This is a genomic window from Tabrizicola sp. T46, from assembly GCF_057219895.1.
Map to the genome: position 1 here is coordinate 514981 of NZ_JBXVVV010000003.1, position 18809 is coordinate 533789.

17 protein-coding genes are annotated in these 18809 nt (G+C 65.1%); 9 read left to right on the plus strand and 8 right to left on the minus strand.

The genetic code is table 11. From position 1 onward, the window contains the following. Positions 1-6 precede the first annotated feature (6 nt). Positions 7-645: a Crp/Fnr family transcriptional regulator gene (locus AC2D9V_RS15380; protein ID WP_484714966.1), complete on the plus strand. Its 639-nt coding sequence runs from the start codon at positions 7-9 to the stop codon at positions 643-645. A gap of 73 nt (positions 646-718) precedes the next feature. Next, on the plus strand, positions 719-928 hold the full coding sequence (locus tag AC2D9V_RS15385; RefSeq protein ID WP_484714967.1) for a YgaP family membrane protein: 210 nt from the start codon (positions 719-721) through the stop codon (positions 926-928). On the opposite strand, the gene AC2D9V_RS15390 is transcribed toward AC2D9V_RS15385, so the two are convergent. Beyond that, positions 925-1911 (minus strand): Lnb N-terminal periplasmic domain-containing protein, encoded by a 987-nt coding sequence (locus AC2D9V_RS15390; RefSeq protein WP_484714968.1) that lies wholly within the window; start codon positions 1909-1911, stop codon positions 925-927. The genes AC2D9V_RS15385 and AC2D9V_RS15390 overlap by 4 nt on opposite strands. 4 nt (positions 1912-1915) lie before the next feature. Beyond that, positions 1916-4780: an excinuclease ABC subunit UvrA gene (gene uvrA / locus AC2D9V_RS15395; RefSeq protein ID WP_484714969.1), complete on the minus strand. Its 2865-nt coding sequence runs from the start codon at positions 4778-4780 to the stop codon at positions 1916-1918. Positions 4781-4937: 157 nt separating this feature from the next. On the opposite strand from uvrA, the gene AC2D9V_RS15400 reads away from it, so the two are divergent. After that, on the plus strand, positions 4938-5297 hold the full coding sequence (locus AC2D9V_RS15400) for a rhodanese-like domain-containing protein (RefSeq protein WP_484714970.1): 360 nt from the start codon (positions 4938-4940) through the stop codon (positions 5295-5297). Positions 5298-5304: 7 nt separating this feature from the next. On the opposite strand, the gene AC2D9V_RS15405 is transcribed toward AC2D9V_RS15400, so the two are convergent. Then, positions 5305-6462 carry an MFS transporter gene (locus AC2D9V_RS15405; RefSeq protein WP_484714971.1) on the minus strand — a complete coding sequence of 386 codons (1158 nt, stop codon included), beginning with the start codon at positions 6460-6462 and terminating at the stop codon, positions 5305-5307. 113 nt (positions 6463-6575) lie between these two features. Between AC2D9V_RS15405 and AC2D9V_RS15410 the strand changes: the two genes are divergently transcribed. Both AC2D9V_RS15410 and AC2D9V_RS15415 read left to right on the plus strand, forming a co-directional pair. Further along, the gene (locus AC2D9V_RS15410) at positions 6576-7001 is read left to right on the plus strand and encodes a hypothetical protein (protein WP_484714972.1); all 426 of its coding nucleotides are present in this window, start codon (positions 6576-6578) and stop codon (positions 6999-7001) included. Between the two features lie 50 nt (positions 7002-7051). After that, positions 7052-7414 carry a DUF6152 family protein gene (locus tag AC2D9V_RS15415; RefSeq protein WP_484714973.1) on the plus strand — a complete coding sequence of 121 codons (363 nt, stop codon included), beginning with the start codon at positions 7052-7054 and terminating at the stop codon, positions 7412-7414. On the opposite strand, the gene lpdA is transcribed toward AC2D9V_RS15415, so the two are convergent. The 5 genes from lpdA to AC2D9V_RS15440 form a co-directional block, all read right to left on the minus strand. Next, positions 7411-8808, minus strand: coding sequence for a dihydrolipoyl dehydrogenase (lpdA, locus tag AC2D9V_RS15420; RefSeq protein WP_484714974.1), 1398 nt, complete (start codon positions 8806-8808; stop codon positions 7411-7413). The two genes, AC2D9V_RS15415 and lpdA, sit on opposite strands and share 4 nt — an antisense overlap. A gap of 75 nt (positions 8809-8883) precedes the next feature. Then, complete coding sequence (locus AC2D9V_RS15425; RefSeq protein ID WP_484714975.1) at positions 8884-9480, minus strand: DUF924 family protein; 597 nt, start codon at positions 9478-9480, stop codon at positions 8884-8886. Between the two features lie 60 nt (positions 9481-9540). Beyond that, positions 9541-10767 (minus strand): MFS transporter, encoded by a 1227-nt coding sequence (locus AC2D9V_RS15430; protein ID WP_484714976.1) that lies wholly within the window; start codon positions 10765-10767, stop codon positions 9541-9543. Beyond that, a complete protein-coding gene (gene queA, locus AC2D9V_RS15435; RefSeq protein WP_484714977.1) occupies positions 10767-11810 on the minus strand; it encodes a tRNA preQ1(34) S-adenosylmethionine ribosyltransferase-isomerase QueA in 1044 nt (347 codons plus the stop codon). Before queA ends, AC2D9V_RS15430 begins: the two co-directional genes overlap by 1 nt. Further along, positions 11810-15169: an AsmA-like C-terminal region-containing protein gene (locus AC2D9V_RS15440; protein ID WP_484714978.1), complete on the minus strand. Its 3360-nt coding sequence runs from the start codon at positions 15167-15169 to the stop codon at positions 11810-11812. Before AC2D9V_RS15440 ends, queA begins: the two co-directional genes overlap by 1 nt. 148 nt (positions 15170-15317) lie before the next feature. On the opposite strand from AC2D9V_RS15440, the gene AC2D9V_RS15445 reads away from it, so the two are divergent. From AC2D9V_RS15445 to AC2D9V_RS15460, 4 genes are all read left to right on the plus strand, one after another. Then, positions 15318-15782 (plus strand): peroxiredoxin, encoded by a 465-nt coding sequence (locus AC2D9V_RS15445; protein ID WP_484714979.1) that lies wholly within the window; start codon positions 15318-15320, stop codon positions 15780-15782. Between the two features lie 153 nt (positions 15783-15935). Beyond that, the gene (locus tag AC2D9V_RS15450; protein ID WP_484715022.1) at positions 15936-16730 is read left to right on the plus strand and encodes a ferritin-like domain-containing protein; all 795 of its coding nucleotides are present in this window, start codon (positions 15936-15938) and stop codon (positions 16728-16730) included. Between the two features lie 177 nt (positions 16731-16907). Continuing rightward, positions 16908-18245 (plus strand): DUF5930 domain-containing protein, encoded by a 1338-nt coding sequence (locus AC2D9V_RS15455; RefSeq protein ID WP_484714980.1) that lies wholly within the window; start codon positions 16908-16910, stop codon positions 18243-18245. Beyond that, complete coding sequence (locus AC2D9V_RS15460; RefSeq protein WP_484714981.1) at positions 18235-18741, plus strand: bactofilin family protein; 507 nt, start codon at positions 18235-18237, stop codon at positions 18739-18741. The genes AC2D9V_RS15455 and AC2D9V_RS15460 overlap by 11 nt, the downstream gene beginning before the upstream one ends. The last annotated feature ends 68 nt before the right edge of the window (positions 18742-18809 follow it).

The window sequence follows — 18809 nt, forward strand, 5'->3', positions numbered from 1 at the left end:
GGTCCCATGTGGACCGACAGCCTGCCGATCTCAGCCGAAAGCCGCACTGCCCTTGCCGCCCTGCCCGCGCGCGACGTTCCGCGGGGGGCGGTTCTGTTTCGTCCGGGCGACATGGCGCAGGGCTTCGTCATTGTGCTTTCCGGCCGGATCGAGGTGCGGCTGACCTCGGCTTCGGGGCGCGAGATCCTGCTTTACGCCGTCGAACCCGGTGAAAGCTGCGTTCAGACGACGCTGGGCCTGATGGGAGGTGAGCCCTATTCGGGCGAGGCGATGGCCGCGACGGACGCGCAGGTGGCGCTGATCCCGCGGCCTCTCTTCCAGCGCCTGCTTGATACCGACGAAGGTTTCCGCCGCTTCATCCTGTCTGCGTTCGGACAGCGCATGGCGGAGCTGACCCACCTTCTGGAACAGGTCGCCTTTGGCCGGGTGGAGGTGCGGCTGGCGGGCGCCCTGATCGACCTTGCCGCGAATGACCTTGTCGAGGCGACGCAGGCCGAGCTTGCCGCCCGGATCGGCAGCGCCCGCGAGGTCGTCTCGCGCCGGCTTGAGGCCTTCGAGCGCCTGGGCTGGGTCTCGGTAGAGCGTGGTCATGTCCGGCTCCGTGAACCGGAGGAGCTGCGCCGGCTGGCCGAACAGGCTGTGTGACCACGTCACAGACCGACTCGGGTCCGTCAGGGCAAAAGGGGTCACAGAACATCCAGACCTGAAAGGACAGATCATGTTCAAGACGAATGTCGGAACCATCGACCGGGTTCTCCGCGTGGTGGTGGGCGCTGCCCTTCTCCTGTGGTTCTTCGTGGATCAGGGCAGCGGCTTCTGGCACTATGCCAAGCTGATCGGGATCGTGCCGATCCTGACCGGACTTTTCGCCACCTGCCCGGCCTATTCCGTTCTGGGCCTGTCCACCTGCCCGATGAAAAAAGCCTAAGGCCCCCAGCCCGCGCGGATCGCCCGGGAATAAGCCAGGCCATCCTCGGGCCATGGGCCAAAGACGGGCAGCACAGCCTTCGCCTCGACCTCGGCCAGACCGAGGTCGGGGCGGAGCACGCCCAGGTCGAAGAGGTAGGCCGGCAGACGACCCGAAGCGAGGATGCGCCAGTCAAGCGGAACCCTGTCGCTGAGGGTTCGGACAATACGCAGGGGCACGGTCGTGCAGTTGTCCAGAACCGTGTTGTACCACTGCGGCTGCCGTTCGAGGTCATCCGCGAAAGCCGCGAAGGCGAGGAAGAGCTCTCGCCGCATGTCCGGCGTCAGGGTCAGCGGGAAGATCGACACCCGTTCTTTGCGCAGGTCGGTACGCAGCCAGATCAGGTCACGCTCATCCGCCGCAAGAAGCGTCAGTTCGAACTCGCGGACAAAGCCGCCGAAGGTCGAATAGACCTGCCCCACACGCCGCCGCGTCTCGGCGGAAAAGGCGATGTGCTGGCCATCGGCGAAGCCGAAGCTGACCATGACATGCGCGATGTTCGGGTTCCCCCAGACCGAGGTGAAGACATCGACCGAGGTGATGGCCGAGGCATCGAACACCCGCGTCTCCCAGGATTCTTCGGCTTTATCAATGGTTTGCCAGCGGAAATTGCGGACATTCTCCAGCGTGACACGATCGCCGTCGATCGTGGCGGTCAGTGTCCGGGCGTACTCGGGCGCCCAGTCACGGTCGTTCAGGGCCGGCACGAACGACCACCAGACGGTCATGATCAATGCGATGCCCGCAGCGACGCCGAAGGGGATGGATGGCCGCCACTGCCAGACGCCCCAAAGCACCCAGAAGAGCGAAAGGACCACCGCCCCTTTCGCCAGAACCTGCCAAGGGCCGGAAACATGGACGCCGATCGCAAGCCAGATGAAGGCCAGCGCCAGCAGAGCCGCGAGAACCCCGACGAGCATGAGGAGCGCCTTGAGGACCTTCACGGCGTCACTCGGCCGCCATCCGGCGCGGCTTCAGCATGGGCTTAAGATAACGCCCCGTATGGCTTGCCTCGACCCTGACCACGTCCTCAGGCGTCCCGGTTGCCACGATCCGCCCGCCGCCATCGCCACCTTCGGGACCGATGTCGATCACCCAGTCGGCGGTCTTGACCACGTCGAGGTTGTGCTCGATCACCACGACGGTATTCCCCTGTTCCACAAGGGAATGAAGCACTTCCAGCAGTTTCCTCACGTCTTCGAAATGCAGGCCGGTAGTGGGCTCGTCGAGGATGTAGAGCGTGCGGCCCGTGGCCCGGCGGCTCAGCTCTTTCGACAGCTTCACCCGCTGCGCCTCCCCCCCTGAAAGCGTAGTCGCCTGCTGGCCGACCTTGATATAGCCAAGCCCCACCTCGCAGAGCGCGTCCATCTTTTCCCGGATCGCCGGGACCGCCAGGAAGAAGTCGCGCGCATCCTCACAGGTCATGTCAAGAACGTCGGCTATGCTCTTGTTCTTGAACTTCACTTCCAGGGTTTCTCGGTTGTAGCGCTGTCCCTTGCAGGTCTCGCAGGTGACATAGACGTCGGGCAGAAAGTTCATCTCGATCTTGAGGACCCCATCGCCTTGACAGGCCTCGCAGCGCCCGCCCTTGACGTTGAAGCTGAAGCGACCCGGTTCATAACCGCGGGCCTTGGATTCCGGCAGGCCGGCGAACCAGTCACGGATCGGCGTGAAGGCCCCGGTATAGGTCGCAGGGTTGGACCGCGGCGTGCGCCCGATGGGGCGCTGGTCGATGTCGATCACCTTGTCGAGATGCTCGAACCCCTTGATCGTCTCGCAGGGCGCGGGCGTCTCATGCGCGCCGTTCAGGCGCATGGCGGCGGTCTTGAAGAGCGTCTCGATGGTCAGCGAGGACTTTCCGCCCCCCGACACGCCGGTCACGCAGACGAACTTGCCCAGGGGGAACTCGGCCGTCACGTTCTTCAGGTTGTTCCCTGTTGCGCCCACGACGGTCAGCGTCTTGCCGTTGCCCTTCCTGCGCGCCTTGGGCACGGCGATCTCGCGCGCCCCGGAAAGATACTGCCCGGTCATGCTGGCGGGGTCCGCGGCCACCTCGGCCGGGGTTCCGTGGCTGACCACGCGCCCGCCGTGGACCCCGGCACCCGGCCCCATGTCGAAGACATAATCGGCCTCGCGGATCGCCTCTTCGTCATGCTCGACGACCAGCACGGTGTTCCCCGCATCGCGCAGGTTCTTCAGCGTGGTCAGAAGCCGGTCATTGTCGCGCTGGTGGAGTCCAATCGAGGGTTCGTCGAGGACGTAGAGCACGCCAGTCAGGCCGCTTCCGATCTGTGACGCCAGCCGGATACGCTGCGATTCGCCGCCTGAAAGGGTGCCCGCGGCGCGGCTCATCGTCAGGTAGTTCAGGCCGACATTCACAAGGAATCCAAGCCGTTCGCGGATTTCCTTCAGGATCGCCCGGGCGATCTCGTTCTGCTGTTTCGTCAGCGTATCGGCGACGCCCTCGACCCAGGAGAAGGCCTCGGTGATCGACATCTGGACCACCTGCCCGATATGCAGCCCCGCGATCTTCACCGCCAGCGCCTCGGGCTTCAGGCGGTAGCCGCCGCAGGCGCCGCAGGCGCGGTTGGATTGGTAGCGCTCCATTTCCTCGCGGCTCCACGCCGAGTCGGTCTCGCGGTAGCGGCGTTCCATGTTGGGGATGATCCCCTCGTAGACCCGCTTGACCTGGTAGACGCGGCCGCCTTCGTCATAGCGGAACTGGATCTCCTCGCCCTTCGACCCGCGCAGGAAGAGGTCCTTCACGGTGTCGGGCAGGTCCTTCCACTTCGTCTTGAGGTTGAAGCCATAGTGCTGGGACAGGGCCTCCATCGTCTGGGTCAGGTATGGCGACTTCGACTTGGACCAGGGCGCGATGGCGCCTTGCAGAAGGGTCAGGTTCTGGTCGGGGACAACGAGCCGTTCGTCGAAGAAGAGCTCCATCCCCAGCCCGTCGCAGACCGGGCAGGCGCCGAAGGGGGCGTTGAAGCTGAACAGGCGCGGTTCGATCTCGGCGATGGTAAAGCCGGAAACCGGGCAGGCAAACTTCTCGGAATAGGTGATGCGCTGCGGGTCTTCGCCTTCCTTCGAGTCTGCCAGTTCGACCACGGCAATCCCGTCGGCAAGGTTCAGCGCGGTGCGGAAGCTGTCTGCAAGGCGGGTCTCGATCCCCTCGCGCACCACGATCCGGTCGACCACCACGTCGATGTTGTGGCGGAACTTCTTGTCCAGCGTCGGCGGCTCCTCCAGCTCATGGAAAGTGCCGTTCACCTTCACGCGCTGGAAGCCCTGCTTCCTGAGATCAAGGAACTCTTTCTTGTACTCGCCCTTCCGGTCCCGGATGATTGGAGCCATCAGGTAGGCGCGGGTGCCTTCCGGCATCGCCATCACGGCGTCCACCATATCCTGCACCTGCATCGCGGTGATCGGCAGACCGGTGGCGGGGCTGTAGGGCGTGCCGACGCGGGCGAAGAGCAGGCGCAGGTAATCGTAGATCTCGGTCACCGTGCCGACGGTCGACCGGGGGTTCTTCGAGGTGGTCTTCTGCTCGATGGAAATCGCGGGCGACAGGCCGGAAATGTGATCGACATCGGGTTTGCCCATCATGTCGAGGAACTGCCGTGCATAGGCCGACAGCGATTCCACATAGCGCCGCTGGCCCTCGGCATAGATCGTGTCGAAGGCAAGGCTGGACTTCCCTGACCCTGAAAGCCCGGTGATCACCACCAGCTGATCGCGCGGTATCGAGACGTCAACCGACTTCAGGTTATGCTCGCGGGCGCCCCGCACCTCGATGAACTTCTGTTCCGCCATGACCGACCCCTCAGGTGCAGGGGCAAGACATAGGGCGTTTCCGGTGAGTCTCCAATCGGAATTTGTGAACGAAAAGTGAACTAGAAATGGTGACCCGGCCACATTGTATTGTCACCTTTCAATCCGTATATCTGTGTCGTTCTAGAAAGGAGTCCTCATGTTTTCCATGTTCCGCTCGCCTGCCCCTGCCGCCACGCCTTCAGTTGCCGAGGTTGCAGCCCAGGTCGCCGACGAGAAGATGCTGCTGATCGACGTCCGCGAAATCGCCGAGGTCCAGGCCTCCGGCAAGGCGGCTGGTGCCCTTGTACTGCCCCTGTCGGTCCTGCCCCTGAAGGCCGATCCCCGTCAGCCCGACGTGGCGATCCGGAAGGGCGTGCCGATCGTCGTCTACTGTGCGTCGGGCGCGCGTTCGGCGCGGGCGGCGCAGCTCTTGTCTGACCTTGGCTACGGGCCGGTCAGCAACCTTGGCGGGCTTGGGGATTGGAAATCGGGCGGCGGCAAGGTCGTTCCGTTCTGATCCTACCTTAGCCCAAACGTGCGCGCCGGCCCGCTTGCCAAGCGTGCACGCCTATACCGGCGGCGCATAGCCCGACGGCAGCAAGCGCCCATGCTGGCGGCCCCGCAGCTGCCAGCAGCGCCGCCAGGACTGGGGTGCCGGTCGTCGTGCCCAGGTTGCCCAGCTGCGCCACGGCACCGGAGGCACGGGCGCGGTCATCCGCCGTGGCGTTCAGCTCGGGGATCGAGGCAAAGCTTGCCCCCTGCACGATCCCGAGCGCTGCGGACAGGATGAACCCTCCCGCCACCATCCCTGCCCCCTGCCCCCAGAAGGCCCAGAGGATCAGGAAGCCCGGGATTGCCGCGGCATAGCCCAATTGCACCAGCCGCACCGCCGACATCCGGCTCAGGAGGCGCACCCCCAGCGTCAGGGACACGGCGATGGAAACCAGCGGCATCCCCGTCGCGATCAGCGCGCGGTGGCTCTCCGGCGTCTCGGGCGGCAGAAGCGTCAGGACAGCGACGTAAAGGAAGGTATAGCAGCAGAAGCCCATCGCCGGGGCGGCAAGCCGGGGCGAGGCGTAGATCCGCGCGTGCTGGTGCAGGATGTTGTCCATTGCCGGCACTTCACCGCGCGGGTCGGGCGGAAGCGCCAAGGCAAGGATCGCGGCCAGAGCAGCAAGATAGGCAGCATGGCCGAGGAAAAGGCCAGAAGGCGAGGTCACCGGGCCGATCACCGCCAGAACCGCATAGGTGACGCCGAAAAAGCTGGACCAGAGCGTCATCGCCAGCGGACGCCGCGCCTCGGGCGCAAGGGCGGCGATCATCGTCGGCCCGACGACCACGATGGCAAGATGCGACACGCCCTCGACCACGCGGGACGCAAGCATCAGGGGATAGGCGGGCATCAGTGACTGCACGGCCGACATGGCCGCCCCGGCAACCAGCGCCGCCACGATGGCCCGTCGGGGGCCGATCCGCGCCACCAGAAGCCCCGCCGTCGTGCCGAAGATCAGCCCGACCATGCCCACGATGGAAACGACCAGCCCAAGCGCGACCTCGCCATGATCGCCATAAGTGCTGCGCAAGGTTTCGAAATGGATCGAGATTTTCCCGAACTGTGCCGCAGCGCCAAGGCCGGCGCACCAGAGGAGGAGGACAAGGATCATCGGGGGAAGCGGTCGCATGGCGCTGTGGTAGCCTGCCCGCCCCGGCAAGGCCAGCCGTCATCCGCCCTTGCCGCATCCGCACCCCGGCCCCATCTGCCCCGGCAGGACCCCGTTGGAAAAGGCCCGGACGCGTGAACGAGTTTTGGACGATGCTTGAAGGCTGGCCGGTTTCTCGAGCGGTGCGCAGCTCGATCCGGCTCTACCCGGCGATCTCGGCCCTGCATGTGGCGGGGCTCGGCACAGTTTTCGGCGCGCTGATCGTCCATCACCTCGCCCTCTGGCGCGGGCAGGCGCTGACCCTTGCACTTCCGGTGATCCGCTGGGGTCTGGTCGTCGCGGTGACGAGCGGGGTGTTCCTGTTCCTGCCCCGCGCGGGATTCTACGCCGCGAACCCGGCCTTTCAACTGAAGCTGATCCTGATCGGCACGGCCTGCGCGAACGCCGCCGCCTTCCACCTCTGGCACCACGCACCCCAGCGGCTGATGGCCGCGTTATCCCTTGCCCTATGGTCCGGGGCGATCCTGGCCGGGCGCTGGATCGCCTATACCGGATTGTGAATGGCCGGCTGCGCCCTACCGCCTAGCTCTAAGGCAAAAGGAGTATCGTCATGCCCACCCGACGCGCCTTTCTTGCCTTTGTCGCCACCCTGCCCGCCCTGCCCGCTCTTGCCCATCACGGCTGGCGCTGGACTGCCGACGGAACCTTCGAGCTGACCAGGGTCATCGAAAAGGCCGAGCTTGGCAACCCCCATGGCCTCCTGACCGTGACCGCCAATGGTGAAGCCTGGATTGTCGAGGTCGGCCAGCCGTGGCGAAATGAACGCGCCGGGCTGATGGATGCGATGCTGGCCCCGGGGGTCGAGATCACGGTGCGCGGCAAACGCTCCGCCGACCCTGCCGAGCTTGTGGTCAAGGCCGAACGGGTGCTGATCGACGGGGTGCTTTACGACCTCTACCCCGACCGCCCCTAGATGTGCAGTGCGCGGCCGTAGGCGTCGAGCACTGCCTCGTGCATCATCTCGGAAAGGGTCGGGTGCGGGAAGACCGTGTTCATCAGGTCTTCCTCGGTGGTCTCCAAGGATCGGCCGACAACGTAACCCTGGATCAGCTCGGTCACTTCGGCGCCGACCATATGCGCGCCCAAAAGCTCGCCGGTCTTGGCATCGAAGATGGTCTTGACCAGACCCTCCTGTTCCCCAAGCGCGATGGCTTTGCCGTTGCCGATGAAGGGGAAGCGGCCGACCTTGATCTGGTAACCCGCTGCCTTCGCCTTTTCTTCCGTCAGGCCGACGCTGGCCACTTGCGGATGGCAATAGGTGCACCCCGCAATCGAGTTCGGCTTGATCGCATGCGGATGCTTGCCGGCGATGAGCTCGGCAACCATGACGCCCTCATGGCTCGCCTTGTGCGCCAGCCAGGGCGCGCCTGCGATGTCGCCAATGGCATAAAGCCCCTCGACCCAGGTGCGGCAGTACTCGTCGGTGACGACATGGGTGCGGTCGATCTTCACGCCCAGGGCCTCGAGCCCCAGGTTCTCCACGTTGCCCACGATACCGACAGCCGAGATGACGGTGTCGAAGTCCTGCGTGGTGACCTTTCCGTCCTGCTCGATATGCGCGGTGACGCCGACGCCCGGCTTGCGGTCCAGCTTCTTGACCGCGGCCTTCTCCAGGATCTTCATCCCCTGCTTCACGAACTGCTTCTTGGCAAAGGCGCTGATCTCGGCGTCTTCCACCGGCAGGATACGGTCCATCACCTCGACGACGGTGGTGTCCGAGCCCAGCGTGTTGAAAAAGCTGGCGAATTCGATGCCGATCGCGCCCGAACCGATGACCAGCAGCTTCTTCGGCATCCGGGACGCCACAAGCGCATGCTTGTAGGACCAGACGAGATCGCCGTCCGCCTCCAGCCCCGGCAACTCGCGCGCACGGGCGCCGGTGGCAAGGATGATCGACTTGGCGGTCAACTCCTCGGTCCCCTTGTCGGTCTTGACCGAAACGGTGCCCTTCTTCGGCAGGGTCGCGGCCCCCATGAAGACGGTGACCTTGTTCTTCTTCATCAGATGGCCGATGCCGCCCGAAAGCTGCTTGGCCACGGCACGGCTGCGCGCGACGACGGCGGGCAGGTCGTAGCCGATGCCGTCGGCCTTCAGCCCGAATTCCTTGGCGCGGTGCATGAGGTGGAAGACCTCGGCGCTGCGGAGCATGGCCTTCGTCGGGATGCAGCCCCAATTCAGGCAGATACCGCCCAGGTGCTCACGTTCGACAATGGCGACTTTCAGGCCAAGCTGGCTGGCGCGGATGGCGGCGACATAGCCCCCCGGTCCTGCGCCGATCACGATCACGTCGAAGCTTTGGCTGGCCATCTGTCCCCTCCCAGGAAAAGTAGTTTGCCCTTAAACTATTCTCTAAGGCCAAGCAACAAAGGCCTTGCCGTGGCCTCATGCATCGGGTGCATGGCTTTGCCCCGACCCACTCATCGCCTTGACCAGCGCCATGTAGCCACCAGCATCCAGATAGGCCTGCTCCTCGGGCGTGCTGACCCGCCCGAGTTGCTCGTTGCGCGTCGGAAAGCGGCCGTAGCGCCGGATCACTTCCTGATGCGCCCGCGCGTGCAGCGCCATCTCAGGGTCGGAGGACAGCCGTTCCGTCAGGTACTGGACGGCCAACGCCTGATCGGCGGGGTCTTCGGAATGCTCGAAGGGCATGTAGAAGAACTGCCGTTCAGGTTCCGGAGCATTCATGTCCCAGCCTTCGGCGACAGACTTCCGCGCCGCCGCCAGTGCCTTTGCGTCAGTCGCAAAGGCCAGCGCCGTTCCCCGGTGGATGTTGCGCGGAAACTGGTCGGTCACGATCAGATAGGCCAGCGTGCCGACCGTACCGTCGACCCAGTGCTCCAGCCCCCCGTCGTGCGCCGCCTGCCAGAGATCGGCGAAACGTTCGCGACAAAGGCCGTCGATTTCGTCGCCCCCCGCATACCAGGCGTCCGGGCCGACCTCGTGCAGCCAGAACTCAAGCACCTCGACGGGATCGGACATCGGCACCTCCTTCTTGGCAAGAAGCCTTGCAGGGAAACGCCCTCGCCGCAACCGCTGATCTCAGGGCTTCGCTGCCTCGTCCAGAACCGCGCCGACGGCCAGCGGCGAGGCGCCTTGCGTGACCCCCCGGAAGGCACCGCTGACGCTGGGCGCGGCCCGGCGCGACATGCGGTAGACCGCATAGGCGGCCAGAAGGATGTAGAGGATGCCGATGAAGAGGAAGAAGCCACGAGGGCCGACCGTCTCCATCATCCAGCCGGTGATCACCGGGCCGAAGATCGCGCCGAATCCGTTCAGGAAGATCAGCCCGGCGCTGGCGGCAGGCATCTGCTCCCGCGTGAGGAAGTCGTTCGTATAGGCGATCAGCAGCGCATAGACCGGGTTCGTGATCCCGCCCAGAAGCACCGCCACCACGATCAGGGCGACGAAGGGCAGCGAGAGGAAGGTCGCGACCAGCATCACCACGGCGGCAAGCGCGGAAAGCGCCATGATCAGCATCCGCCGGTCCACCCGGTCCGAGGCCCAGCCGATCGGATATTGCAGGATCAGGCCCCCGACATACAGGCTGCCGACGAAGACCGAGATCTGGTAGACGCTCAACCCCTCCTGCGCCCCCCAGACCGAAGCCATGCCGAACATGGCCGAGAATACGCCGCCGGTCAGGAGCATGCCGACGCAACCAAGCGGCGAGATGCGGAAGAGCTCGCCGAACCCCAATCGCCTGGTGCTGTCAAACGCGGGGGCTGGCGTGGGTGCCAGCAGGATCGGCATGAAGGCCAGCGAGACCAGGACCGACGGGATGATGAACAGCGCAAAGCCGGTCGGATCGGGAATGTTCAGCAAGACCTGGCTCGCGATGATCCCCAGCATCTGCACGATCATGTAGGCCGACAGCGCCTGCCCCCGAGTCTCGTTGGTGGCAGTGTTGTTGATCCAGCTTTCCGCCGTGATGTAGATGCCGGAAAAGCAGAACCCCGCGAGGACCCGCAGGACCGACCAGGCAACCCAGTCGGGCATGACCGGGTAAAGCACCAGGATCGCCGAGATGAACGACCCAAGTGCTGCAAAGACCCGCACATGCCCCACCCTGCGGATCATCCGGGGGGCGGCCCACGAGCCGAAAAGGAAGCCCACGAAATAGGCCGCCATCACGTAGGACAGCTGGTAGGTCGTGAAGCCCTCGACATTCCCGCGGATGCCCAGAAGCGTGCCCTGCACGCCGTTCCCGACCATCAGCAGCATGACGCCCATGAGAAGCGGCCAGGAATGGGCAAGGACTTTCAGCATCAGTCGGGGTCCGGGATCAGAAGCGAACTGTCGCCGTAGGAAAAGAAGCGATAGCCCTGTGCGATGGCATGCTGGTAGATGGCCCTGATCCGCGTCTCGCCCATAAGCGCCGAGACAAGCATCATCAGCGTCGATTTCGGCAGGTGGAAATTCGTCATCAGCGCGTCGGTCACCCGGAAGCGGTAACCGGGATAGATGAAGATATCGGTCTCGGCCTCGAAGGGATGCAGGGTGCCCTTCGCATCCGCCGCACTTTCGATCAGCCGCAGCGCCGTGGTGCCGACCGGGATCACCCGCCCCCCTGCCCGCTTCGTCGCGTTGATCTCATCCGCCGCGGCCGCTGTCACCCGGCCCCATTCCGCATGCATCCGGTGGGTCGTCACATCCTCGACCTTCACCGGCAGGAAGGTGCCCGCGCCGACATGCAGCGTCACTTCGGTGAAATCGACACCCTTGTCCGCCAGCGCCTTCAAGAGCGGCTCGTCGAAGTGGAGCGAGGCCGTCGGCGCGGCGACCGCCCCGGCATGACGGGCAAAGACGGTCTGGTAATCCGTGCGGTCCTGGTCATCCGCCGCGCGCTTGGCCGCGATATAGGGCGGCAGGGGCATCACCCCGGCCTCGGCCAGGGCCGCGTCGAAATCATCGCCCTGAAGATCGAAGGCCAGCGTCAGGTCGGTCTCGGACTTCGCTGCCACACTGGCCGACAGCCGGTCCGAGAAACGGATCACCTCTCCCTCATTCACCTTGCGCAGCGGCTTTGCCAGCGCGCGCCAGCCCTCGGGGCGCGGCTCCAGCAGCGTGATCTCGACCTTCGCCACCGCCTCGCCCCGTTGGCGCGTGCCGAAGAGCCGCGCGGGCAGAACCTTGGTGTTGTTCAGGACCAGCCGGTCGCCGGGCTTGAAGATGTCGATCAGGTCGAACACATGCCGGTCGCTGATCCGGTCGCCCTCGGCCAGAAGCAGCCGGGCCGAGGTTCGTGGACGGGCGGGCCGGGTGGCGATCAACCCCTCCGGCAGGTCGAAGTCGAAATCGGAAAGCTTCATCAACCGGCATCCCCGCGCAGGTCGTTCAGGTTCGGCGGCGCGGTCCGGAAGATCTCGCGGAACATCCCGGGAGTCAGCACCGACAGGGGATTGACCGACACCACCGGCGCAGAGGCCGATCCGGTCAGCGCATAATTGAAGCCGAAGAACCCCTCACCCCGGCGCGAAAAGATCTGTCCCAACCCGTTCACCAGATAGATCGGCGAAATCACGCCCTGCAGGTTCAGCCGCCCGCCACGGCTGTCGTAAAGCCCCGCAAAGGAAATGCCAAGCGAGGCCCCGACGGCTGAGCCTTGCGTGATCTCCACCGCCTCGGGCGTCAGGATAAAGGTGACCTCGCCGTTGTTGAACGCGAGCCCCTCGCCGTTCAACTGCTCCAGCAGCCCCACGACCGAGACCGCCGAGAGAAGCTCGGCCAGCGCCGGGGCGTCCTGTACCCGCATGGTGGAAAAGCTGGCCCTGCCGTCGAAGTGTCCCTTCGGCCCCCGCGGGACCAACGTCAGGTCAAGGCTGCCACCCCGCCCCTTGTCGAAAATCCCGGCCGAGGCCATCACCGCGCCGGCATCCCGTGAGGTGATGCGGATCACGTCGCCCCGGTCCGACGGGGTGATGCTCCCCTCGATCGCGCCGCCCCCGTTTATCCGGGCGGCAAAGCGGCCATCCAGACCGCCGCGCGTATCGAACTCCCCGCGAAAGTCGGTCATGGTGATCCCGGCCGAAATCGTCAGACGGTCCAGGGCCAGGCTGACCGGCCCGCCCTTGCCGCCGCTCTCGGGCATGGCGCGCAGGTCGATCCTGCCCCCCGTCACCGCAACCTCGGGCGCGCCACCCGGGCCGGTGCCGACCAGGGTGACCGACCCGTCCAGCCAGTCGCCGGCCCTGACCCGCGTGAACCGCGCCTCATCCAACCCGCCGCCCTGACGGGTGGCAATCTCGCCTTCCACCTCAAGCCCGGGGCCGGACAGAGCCAGCCGCTCGACCACCGGGGTCCGTGTCAGCCGGGCCTCGATATCAAGGCTGCCCTTCGTCCGCGCGGGCTTCGACCAGCCCAGGGCCTCAAGGTTCAGGCCCAGTCCGGCAAGGTTCGAGGTCAGCGTCAGCACTGGCGGACGTTCGTTCTCCAGCGCGATATCAATCGCCGCCGGACCTTCACCGCTGACCGCACCCTCCGGCAGCTCGATCCCGAAGGCACGCAGCGCCTTGTCCGACAGCAGCACCGTGCCGTTGACCCGCGCCTTGCCCTTCTGGTCGGGGCCAAAGCCGCGCCGGTAGGTCAGGTCGATCGGCAGGATGTCCAGCGTCCCCTTGCCGGACAGTGTCAGCCCCTTGGTGTCGACCGCGACCGAGACCTCCGGTGCCCGCAGGATACGCCCAGGCACCAGTGCGGGTGAGGTCAGGTCGACGATCCGCCCGGATACAACATAGGTCACCTCTGGCAATTGTACCTTTGGTTTCAATGGCATGAAGAGTGTTGCCGTCAGTTCCGCCCGCCCATCACCCAGGTTCACCGGCTGCCCGGCCTTGGAAAAGAAACTGAAGGGCGGCTGATCCAGAAGGGACAGAGCCGCGGTCAGGCTGGACGAGGTATGCAGGGTGATCTTCGCCGTCGCCGGGCGCTCGGTCACGTCCAGGACCTGGAAGACCGACCCATCAGCCGTAATGCGCCCGCCTTCCGGCGGGACGATGTAGCCGCGTTCCAGTTGGACGGTATAGACCTTGTCTTCCAGCGTGGCATGCCCCCGCGCTCCGACAACCTCGGGAAGCGTGCGGACCACCCGCACTTCAGCCTCAGCGAATTCGTAGGCAAGGGTCAGTCGGGGTGCCGCTCCAGGCGTCAGCCGCAGGGCAGCCTGCACATCCGTCAGGTTGGCCTGCCCCACATTCTCCGCGAACCAGTTTCGTGTCTTCGGCACGGCCGAGACCGGCCACAACTTGAGCAGTCGCTTGGCATCGGTCCGGTCCAGACTGACGTCCAGTGCCGCGGCCCAGCCGTCAGGCTTGGCTTCGAGCCCGCCGTTCAGCGTCAACCGGTTGTCCGAGTCATCGACGAGCGACAACTGTCCGATGTCCAGCCGGAAAGGATCAAGCCGCAGCCGGACATCAAGTGCGCCCTTGGGAAAGCGGACAGGTTCCTGAAACAGGCCGTCCGGGTCGACGATCACCTCGGAAAACGCGATCTGCGCCAGAAGGTGATCGGGCATCTTGCCCGGGGACAGAGGACTGCCCGAGGCCTCCATCAGGTCGCCATGGCCCGCCGCACGAAGGCGCAGCGACTTGCTTTGCACGTCAAGGTCAGTCAGGCGCAGCCGCGCCGTCGCCTGGTCGTAGCTCAGTGACAGGCTGGCCCGATCAAAGGCGATGTCGGCCGCGCCCGTCCCGGGCTGGATGCTGCCCTTCGCCAGCGCCAGTTCCGCCCGCATGTCGGCCAGGGTTCCGCTGTCCGAGATCCTTGCCGCAAGCGATCCCGAGATCGGGGCGGATACTGACCGAAGCCAGGCTAGAGGCGGTGACACGGCGGCAAGGTCCGCCGAGGCCATGTTTGCAAGCCGCGCCTCCAGCCGCGCGGCCCCGTTCAGCTTGTCTGCAGTCAGCCGCAGTGTCGCCTGTGCCGGCACTTCGGAACCGATCAGCGTCAGCCCAAGTTCCGAAGCAATCTCGCCAGGGCGGTTCTCGATCATCAGCCTCCCGTCGCCCAGGGTCCAGGACCTGGCCGCGCGATCATCGATCACCGTGAGCATCAGTCCTTCGGCCTCGATGGTCCGCAGGGTGCTGAGGCCAGGCGCGGAAAAGACCCGTCCGACAGTATCGAGAACCTCCTCCACCGTTTGGGGCCCGGCACCGCCTGTTCCGGCGAACTGAAGGTCGAACCGTCCGTCGATGCTGCGCCGAACAGAAATCCGGGCGCCGACGAGCCGCACCGATGCAGGCCGCAGCCGGCCGGTGAAGGCTGCTTGCGGGTCGAAGGAAACATAGGCTTCGGGCAGGGAAAGAAGCGAGCGTCCCCCGGCGTCCATCAACCGGATATCGCCAAGCCGGAAGCGAGGCACGAAGTCATGGTCGACGGCAAGTTCGACAGTTCCAAGAGAAACGGCGGTCCCCGGCGGCAGCCGGGCGGCGAGGCTTCCCTGGTTCAGGCGGTCCTCGATCTCGGCCACCATCGGCGTGGGCAGTTTCAGGCTTGTCCCAGTATGTGCCAGGGTGAGGTAGAAAAGTCCCAGCCCCAGGACCAGCAGGGTCAGGACGACCGTCAGGCTGAACCGGACGGGCCTCGCCCGGCGGTCGCGCGCACGGACCGGCGGTGGCGCGGCGGGCGCATCCGCCTCGGCCCTGCCTGTCTGGCCCGGCTCTTCCTCCGCCATTGCTGCCCGTGTGTCCTACTGCCCTTGTCTGCAAGCCCCGCCCGATCCGAAGACGGTCCGACAGAAGGTTCGGCACTTGCTGCCTTTATCTTTGCCGCAAGACAACTAGAACGGAAATCACAATCCCTGACAAGGCAAGGAGCCGCCCATGATTTCCGCAGGTCAGACCGCCCCCGACTTCACCCTGCCCCGCGACGGCGGCGCGACCGTCACGCTGTCGGCGCTGCGTCCGGGCAAGGTCGTGCTTTACTTCTACCCCAAGGACGACACCCCCGGCTGCACGCTGGAAGCCCAGGACTTCAACGCCCGCCTTGCCGACTTCACCGCCGCGGGGACCACGGTTATCGGGGTCTCGAAGGACAGCGTGAAGAGCCACGACAAGTTCTGCAAGAAGCACGGGCTTTCGATCATCCTTGCCTCGGACGAGGGCGGGCAGACTTGCGAGGATTACGGCGTCTGGGTCGAGAAAAGCATGTACGGCAAGACCTACATGGGGATCGAGCGGACCACTGTCCTGATCGACGGGACGGGCAAGGTGGCGCAGGTCTGGCCGAAGGTCAGCGTCAAGGGGCATGCCGACGAGGTGCTGGCAGCGACCAAGGCGCTGGGGTGACCACAGTGGTCAAAATAGGATAATTAAGCTAGCTCAATATCTTGAACGTGGAAGTTAGGGATTTCTTTACCTCTTGACGACCACGTGCACGGGCAGTTTCTGTGTCCTTGCGGACGATCCCTGAGGTGGGTCAGCTTGGTAACCCTTGCGGAAATGGCGGTCGAGGTGCTGACGACGGGCGACGGGCGCGCGAAGACCGCGCTCGGTCTGCGCCATGCGGCGGCCTGGTTTGCGGCCCGCGAAGCAGGCTCGCCCTTGCAGATCGGTCATGCCGTCCCACCGCTTCGCCCTTCACGGCCGGAACGGCCCGAACTTCTTGCACCGAAGGATGTCCCCCGCCGCCGTCCGGGCACCCCGGCCGGACGCATTGCCCTGCTGCACGCGGTTGCGCATATCGAGCTGAATGCCGTGGACCTCCACTGGGACATCATTGCCCGCTTTACCGACCAGCCGATGCCCCTTGGCTTCTACGACGACTGGGTGAAGGCCGCCGACGAGGAAGCCAAGCATTTCAACCTGATCTGCGATTGTCTTGAGGCGATGGGCAGCCATTACGGCGCCCTTCCCGCCCATGCCGGCATGTGGCGCGCAGCCGAAGACACCGCAGATGACCTCCTTGGCCGCCTTGCCGTCGTGCCCATGGTGCTGGAAGCGCGGGGCCTTGATGTCACGCCGGGCATGATCGAGATTTTTGCAAAGGCTGGCGAGACCCGGGCCCGCGCGGCGCTGGAAGTGATCTATGCCGAAGAGGTCGCGCATGTCGCCTACGGCTCGAAATGGTTCAACTGGCTGTGTGGGCGCGAGGGCAGCGACCCGAAAGAGGTATTTCATGCCCTTGTCCGCCGCTATTTCCACGGCAGCCTGAAGCCGCCCTTCAACGAGGCGAAACGGGCCGACGCCGGCCTGCCCCCGGATTTCTACTGGCCGCTTGCCGAAGCGGCGGACTGATCGGCGGTTTCTTGCCGAAAGACCGGCGCCAAAACGCAGGAAAAAGCTGATATTGGTCAAATTTCTTGCGGGGTCGGAAACCCTTGGCTAATCAGTCAGCACCCGCTGGGGGGCGGTACATGCTGCGCCGCATGGTTGTGGCATTGTCGATTGGGGAAACTGCCGGATGAACAGAACGTGCTGAACCGTCTGACCTATCGGTTCCATCAGACGCTGGAGCATTACTTTCCGGAACAGCGTCTGTTCCTGAAATCCGACACCGAGACACGCTTTATCCGGCTGCGGTCGGGAACGCAGGTCCTGGCGCTGGTCGGGGGCACGCTTGGCCTTGCCTGGACGATCGTCGCGACCGCGCTGATCATGATGGATTCGATCGGGGCAGGTTCGGCGCGCGAGCAATCCGCCCGGCAGCAGGCGATGTACGAAGAGCGGCTTAACGCTCTTTCGGCTGACCGCGACATGCGCACCGAGGAAACCGCCCGCGCCCATGAACGCTTCAATATGGCGCTGGAGCAGGTTTCAGAGATGCAGGAGCGCCTGCTCGCCTCTGAAGATCGGCGGCGCGAGCTTGAGACCGGAGTCGAAGCGATTCAGGAAACGCTTCGCCGCACGATCAAGGAACGTGACCTGGCGCGGGCCGAAGCCGAGCAGGCCAGGCTGGCCCTGAACCAGCAGTCCGGCGGCGCCACCGAAGTTGGCCGCGCCCAGGATGCGATGGCCACGCTGGAAATCCTGGTCAACGCCCTGGGTCTGACCGCAGAAGAGCGGGACGAGATGCTGGCCGAAGCCAAGGCCGCGCAGGAGGAGGCCGCGCTCATCGCCGATGCGAAAGTGGCGATGGAACAGCGGAACGACCTGATCTTCTCGAAGCTTGAAGAGGCGGTCACGATCTCGATGGAGCCCCTGGACAACATGTTCCGCGATGCCGGCATGTCGCCCGAAGACCTTCTGGACGCCGTGCGCGAAGGCTATTCCGGCCAGGGTGGCCCATTGTCGCCGATCTCGTTCTCGACCTCGGGTTCGGTTCCGACGGCCGAGGAACTGCGCGCCAACGCGATCCTCGGCGGCCTTGACCGGATGAACATGTACCGGATCGCGGCATTCAAGCTTCCCTTCGCGATGCCGGTCAAGGACCGGTTCCGCTGGACCAGCGGCTTCGGTTACCGGCGCGATCCCAAGGGCGCTGGCACCAGGTTTCATGCGGGAACCGACATGGCAGGTGCCTATGGAACGCCCATCTATGCGACCGCCGACGGTGTTGTGACCCATGCAGGATGGGATTCGGGCTATGGGCGACAGGTAACAATCCGGCACGACTTCGGTGTGTCGACGCTTTACGGACATCTCTCTGACATCGACGTCTCGGTGGGCCAAAGGGTCTCGCGCGGAGAACAGATCGGTGATATGGGCAACTCAGGCCGGTCCACCGGCACGCACCTTCACTACGAGGTTCACCTGAATGGCACGCCGGTGAACCCGATGACCTTCATAAAGGCAGCGAACAATGTTTTCTAAGAGCCGCATCAATGAACCCGGCCCCAAGGCTGACGCCGAAAAGCCCAAAGCCCCGGAGGCCCCGATGACGAAACCCAGCATGGACTTCACCCCCTCGGCGCCGAAAGGCAAGGCGGCGGTGTCGGTGCTGTCCTCGGATCTGACCGTCGTGGGCAACCTGCGCACCACGGGCGACATCCAAGTGGAAGGCACCGTTGAGGGTGACATCCGGGCGCATCTTCTGACGGTGGGCGAAAGCGCCACGATCCGGGGCGAGATCGTGGCTGACGACATCGTGGTGAATGGCCGGGTGGTCGGCCGGGTGCGCGGGCTGAAGGTGCGCCTGACCTCGACCGCGCGTGTCGAGGGCGATATCATCCACAAGACCATCGCGATCGAGAGCGGGGCGCATTTCGAAGGCTCGGTCCAGCGCCAGGAAGACCCGCTGGCCAATGGCCGCGGCCCCGCAGGCGCTGGCCGTACCGACAGCGCGCCGGCTGCGGAAGACGCCGTCTGAGCCAGGCTTGATGCGAAGATCACGGGCACCGGAGGGAAAGCCTTCGGTGCCCTTATACTTCAGCGGGA

Excerpts from the sequence above, each read along its gene's own strand:
- AC2D9V_RS15405 (WP_484714971.1), bottom strand. The coding sequence starts at position 6,462 with ATGCGACCGCTTCCCCCGATGATCCTTGTCCTCCTCCTCTGGTGCGCC.
- lpdA (WP_484714974.1), bottom strand. The coding sequence starts at position 8,808 with ATGGCCAGCCAAAGCTTCGACGTGATCGTGATCGGCGCAGGACCGGGG.
- AC2D9V_RS15380 (WP_484714966.1), top strand. The coding sequence starts at position 7 with ATGTGGACCGACAGCCTGCCGATCTCAGCCGAAAGCCGCACTGCCCTT.
- AC2D9V_RS15445 (WP_484714979.1), top strand. The coding sequence starts at position 15,318 with ATGATTTCCGCAGGTCAGACCGCCCCCGACTTCACCCTGCCCCGCGAC.
- uvrA (WP_484714969.1), bottom strand. The coding sequence starts at position 4,780 with ATGGCGGAACAGAAGTTCATCGAGGTGCGGGGCGCCCGCGAGCATAAC.
- AC2D9V_RS15385 (WP_484714967.1), top strand. The coding sequence starts at position 719 with ATGTTCAAGACGAATGTCGGAACCATCGACCGGGTTCTCCGCGTGGTG.
- AC2D9V_RS15460 (WP_484714981.1), top strand. The coding sequence starts at position 18,235 with ATGTTTTCTAAGAGCCGCATCAATGAACCCGGCCCCAAGGCTGACGCC.
- AC2D9V_RS15425 (WP_484714975.1), bottom strand. The coding sequence starts at position 9,480 with ATGTCCGATCCCGTCGAGGTGCTTGAGTTCTGGCTGCACGAGGTCGGC.
- queA (WP_484714977.1), bottom strand. The coding sequence starts at position 11,810 with ATGAAGCTTTCCGATTTCGACTTCGACCTGCCGGAGGGGTTGATCGCC.
- AC2D9V_RS15400 (WP_484714970.1), top strand. The coding sequence starts at position 4,938 with ATGTTTTCCATGTTCCGCTCGCCTGCCCCTGCCGCCACGCCTTCAGTT.
- AC2D9V_RS15430 (WP_484714976.1), bottom strand. The coding sequence starts at position 10,767 with ATGCTGAAAGTCCTTGCCCATTCCTGGCCGCTTCTCATGGGCGTCATG.
- AC2D9V_RS15440 (WP_484714978.1), bottom strand. The coding sequence starts at position 15,169 with ATGGCGGAGGAAGAGCCGGGCCAGACAGGCAGGGCCGAGGCGGATGCG.
- AC2D9V_RS15415 (WP_484714973.1), top strand. The coding sequence starts at position 7,052 with ATGCCCACCCGACGCGCCTTTCTTGCCTTTGTCGCCACCCTGCCCGCC.
- AC2D9V_RS15450 (WP_484715022.1), top strand. The coding sequence starts at position 15,936 with ATGGCGGTCGAGGTGCTGACGACGGGCGACGGGCGCGCGAAGACCGCG.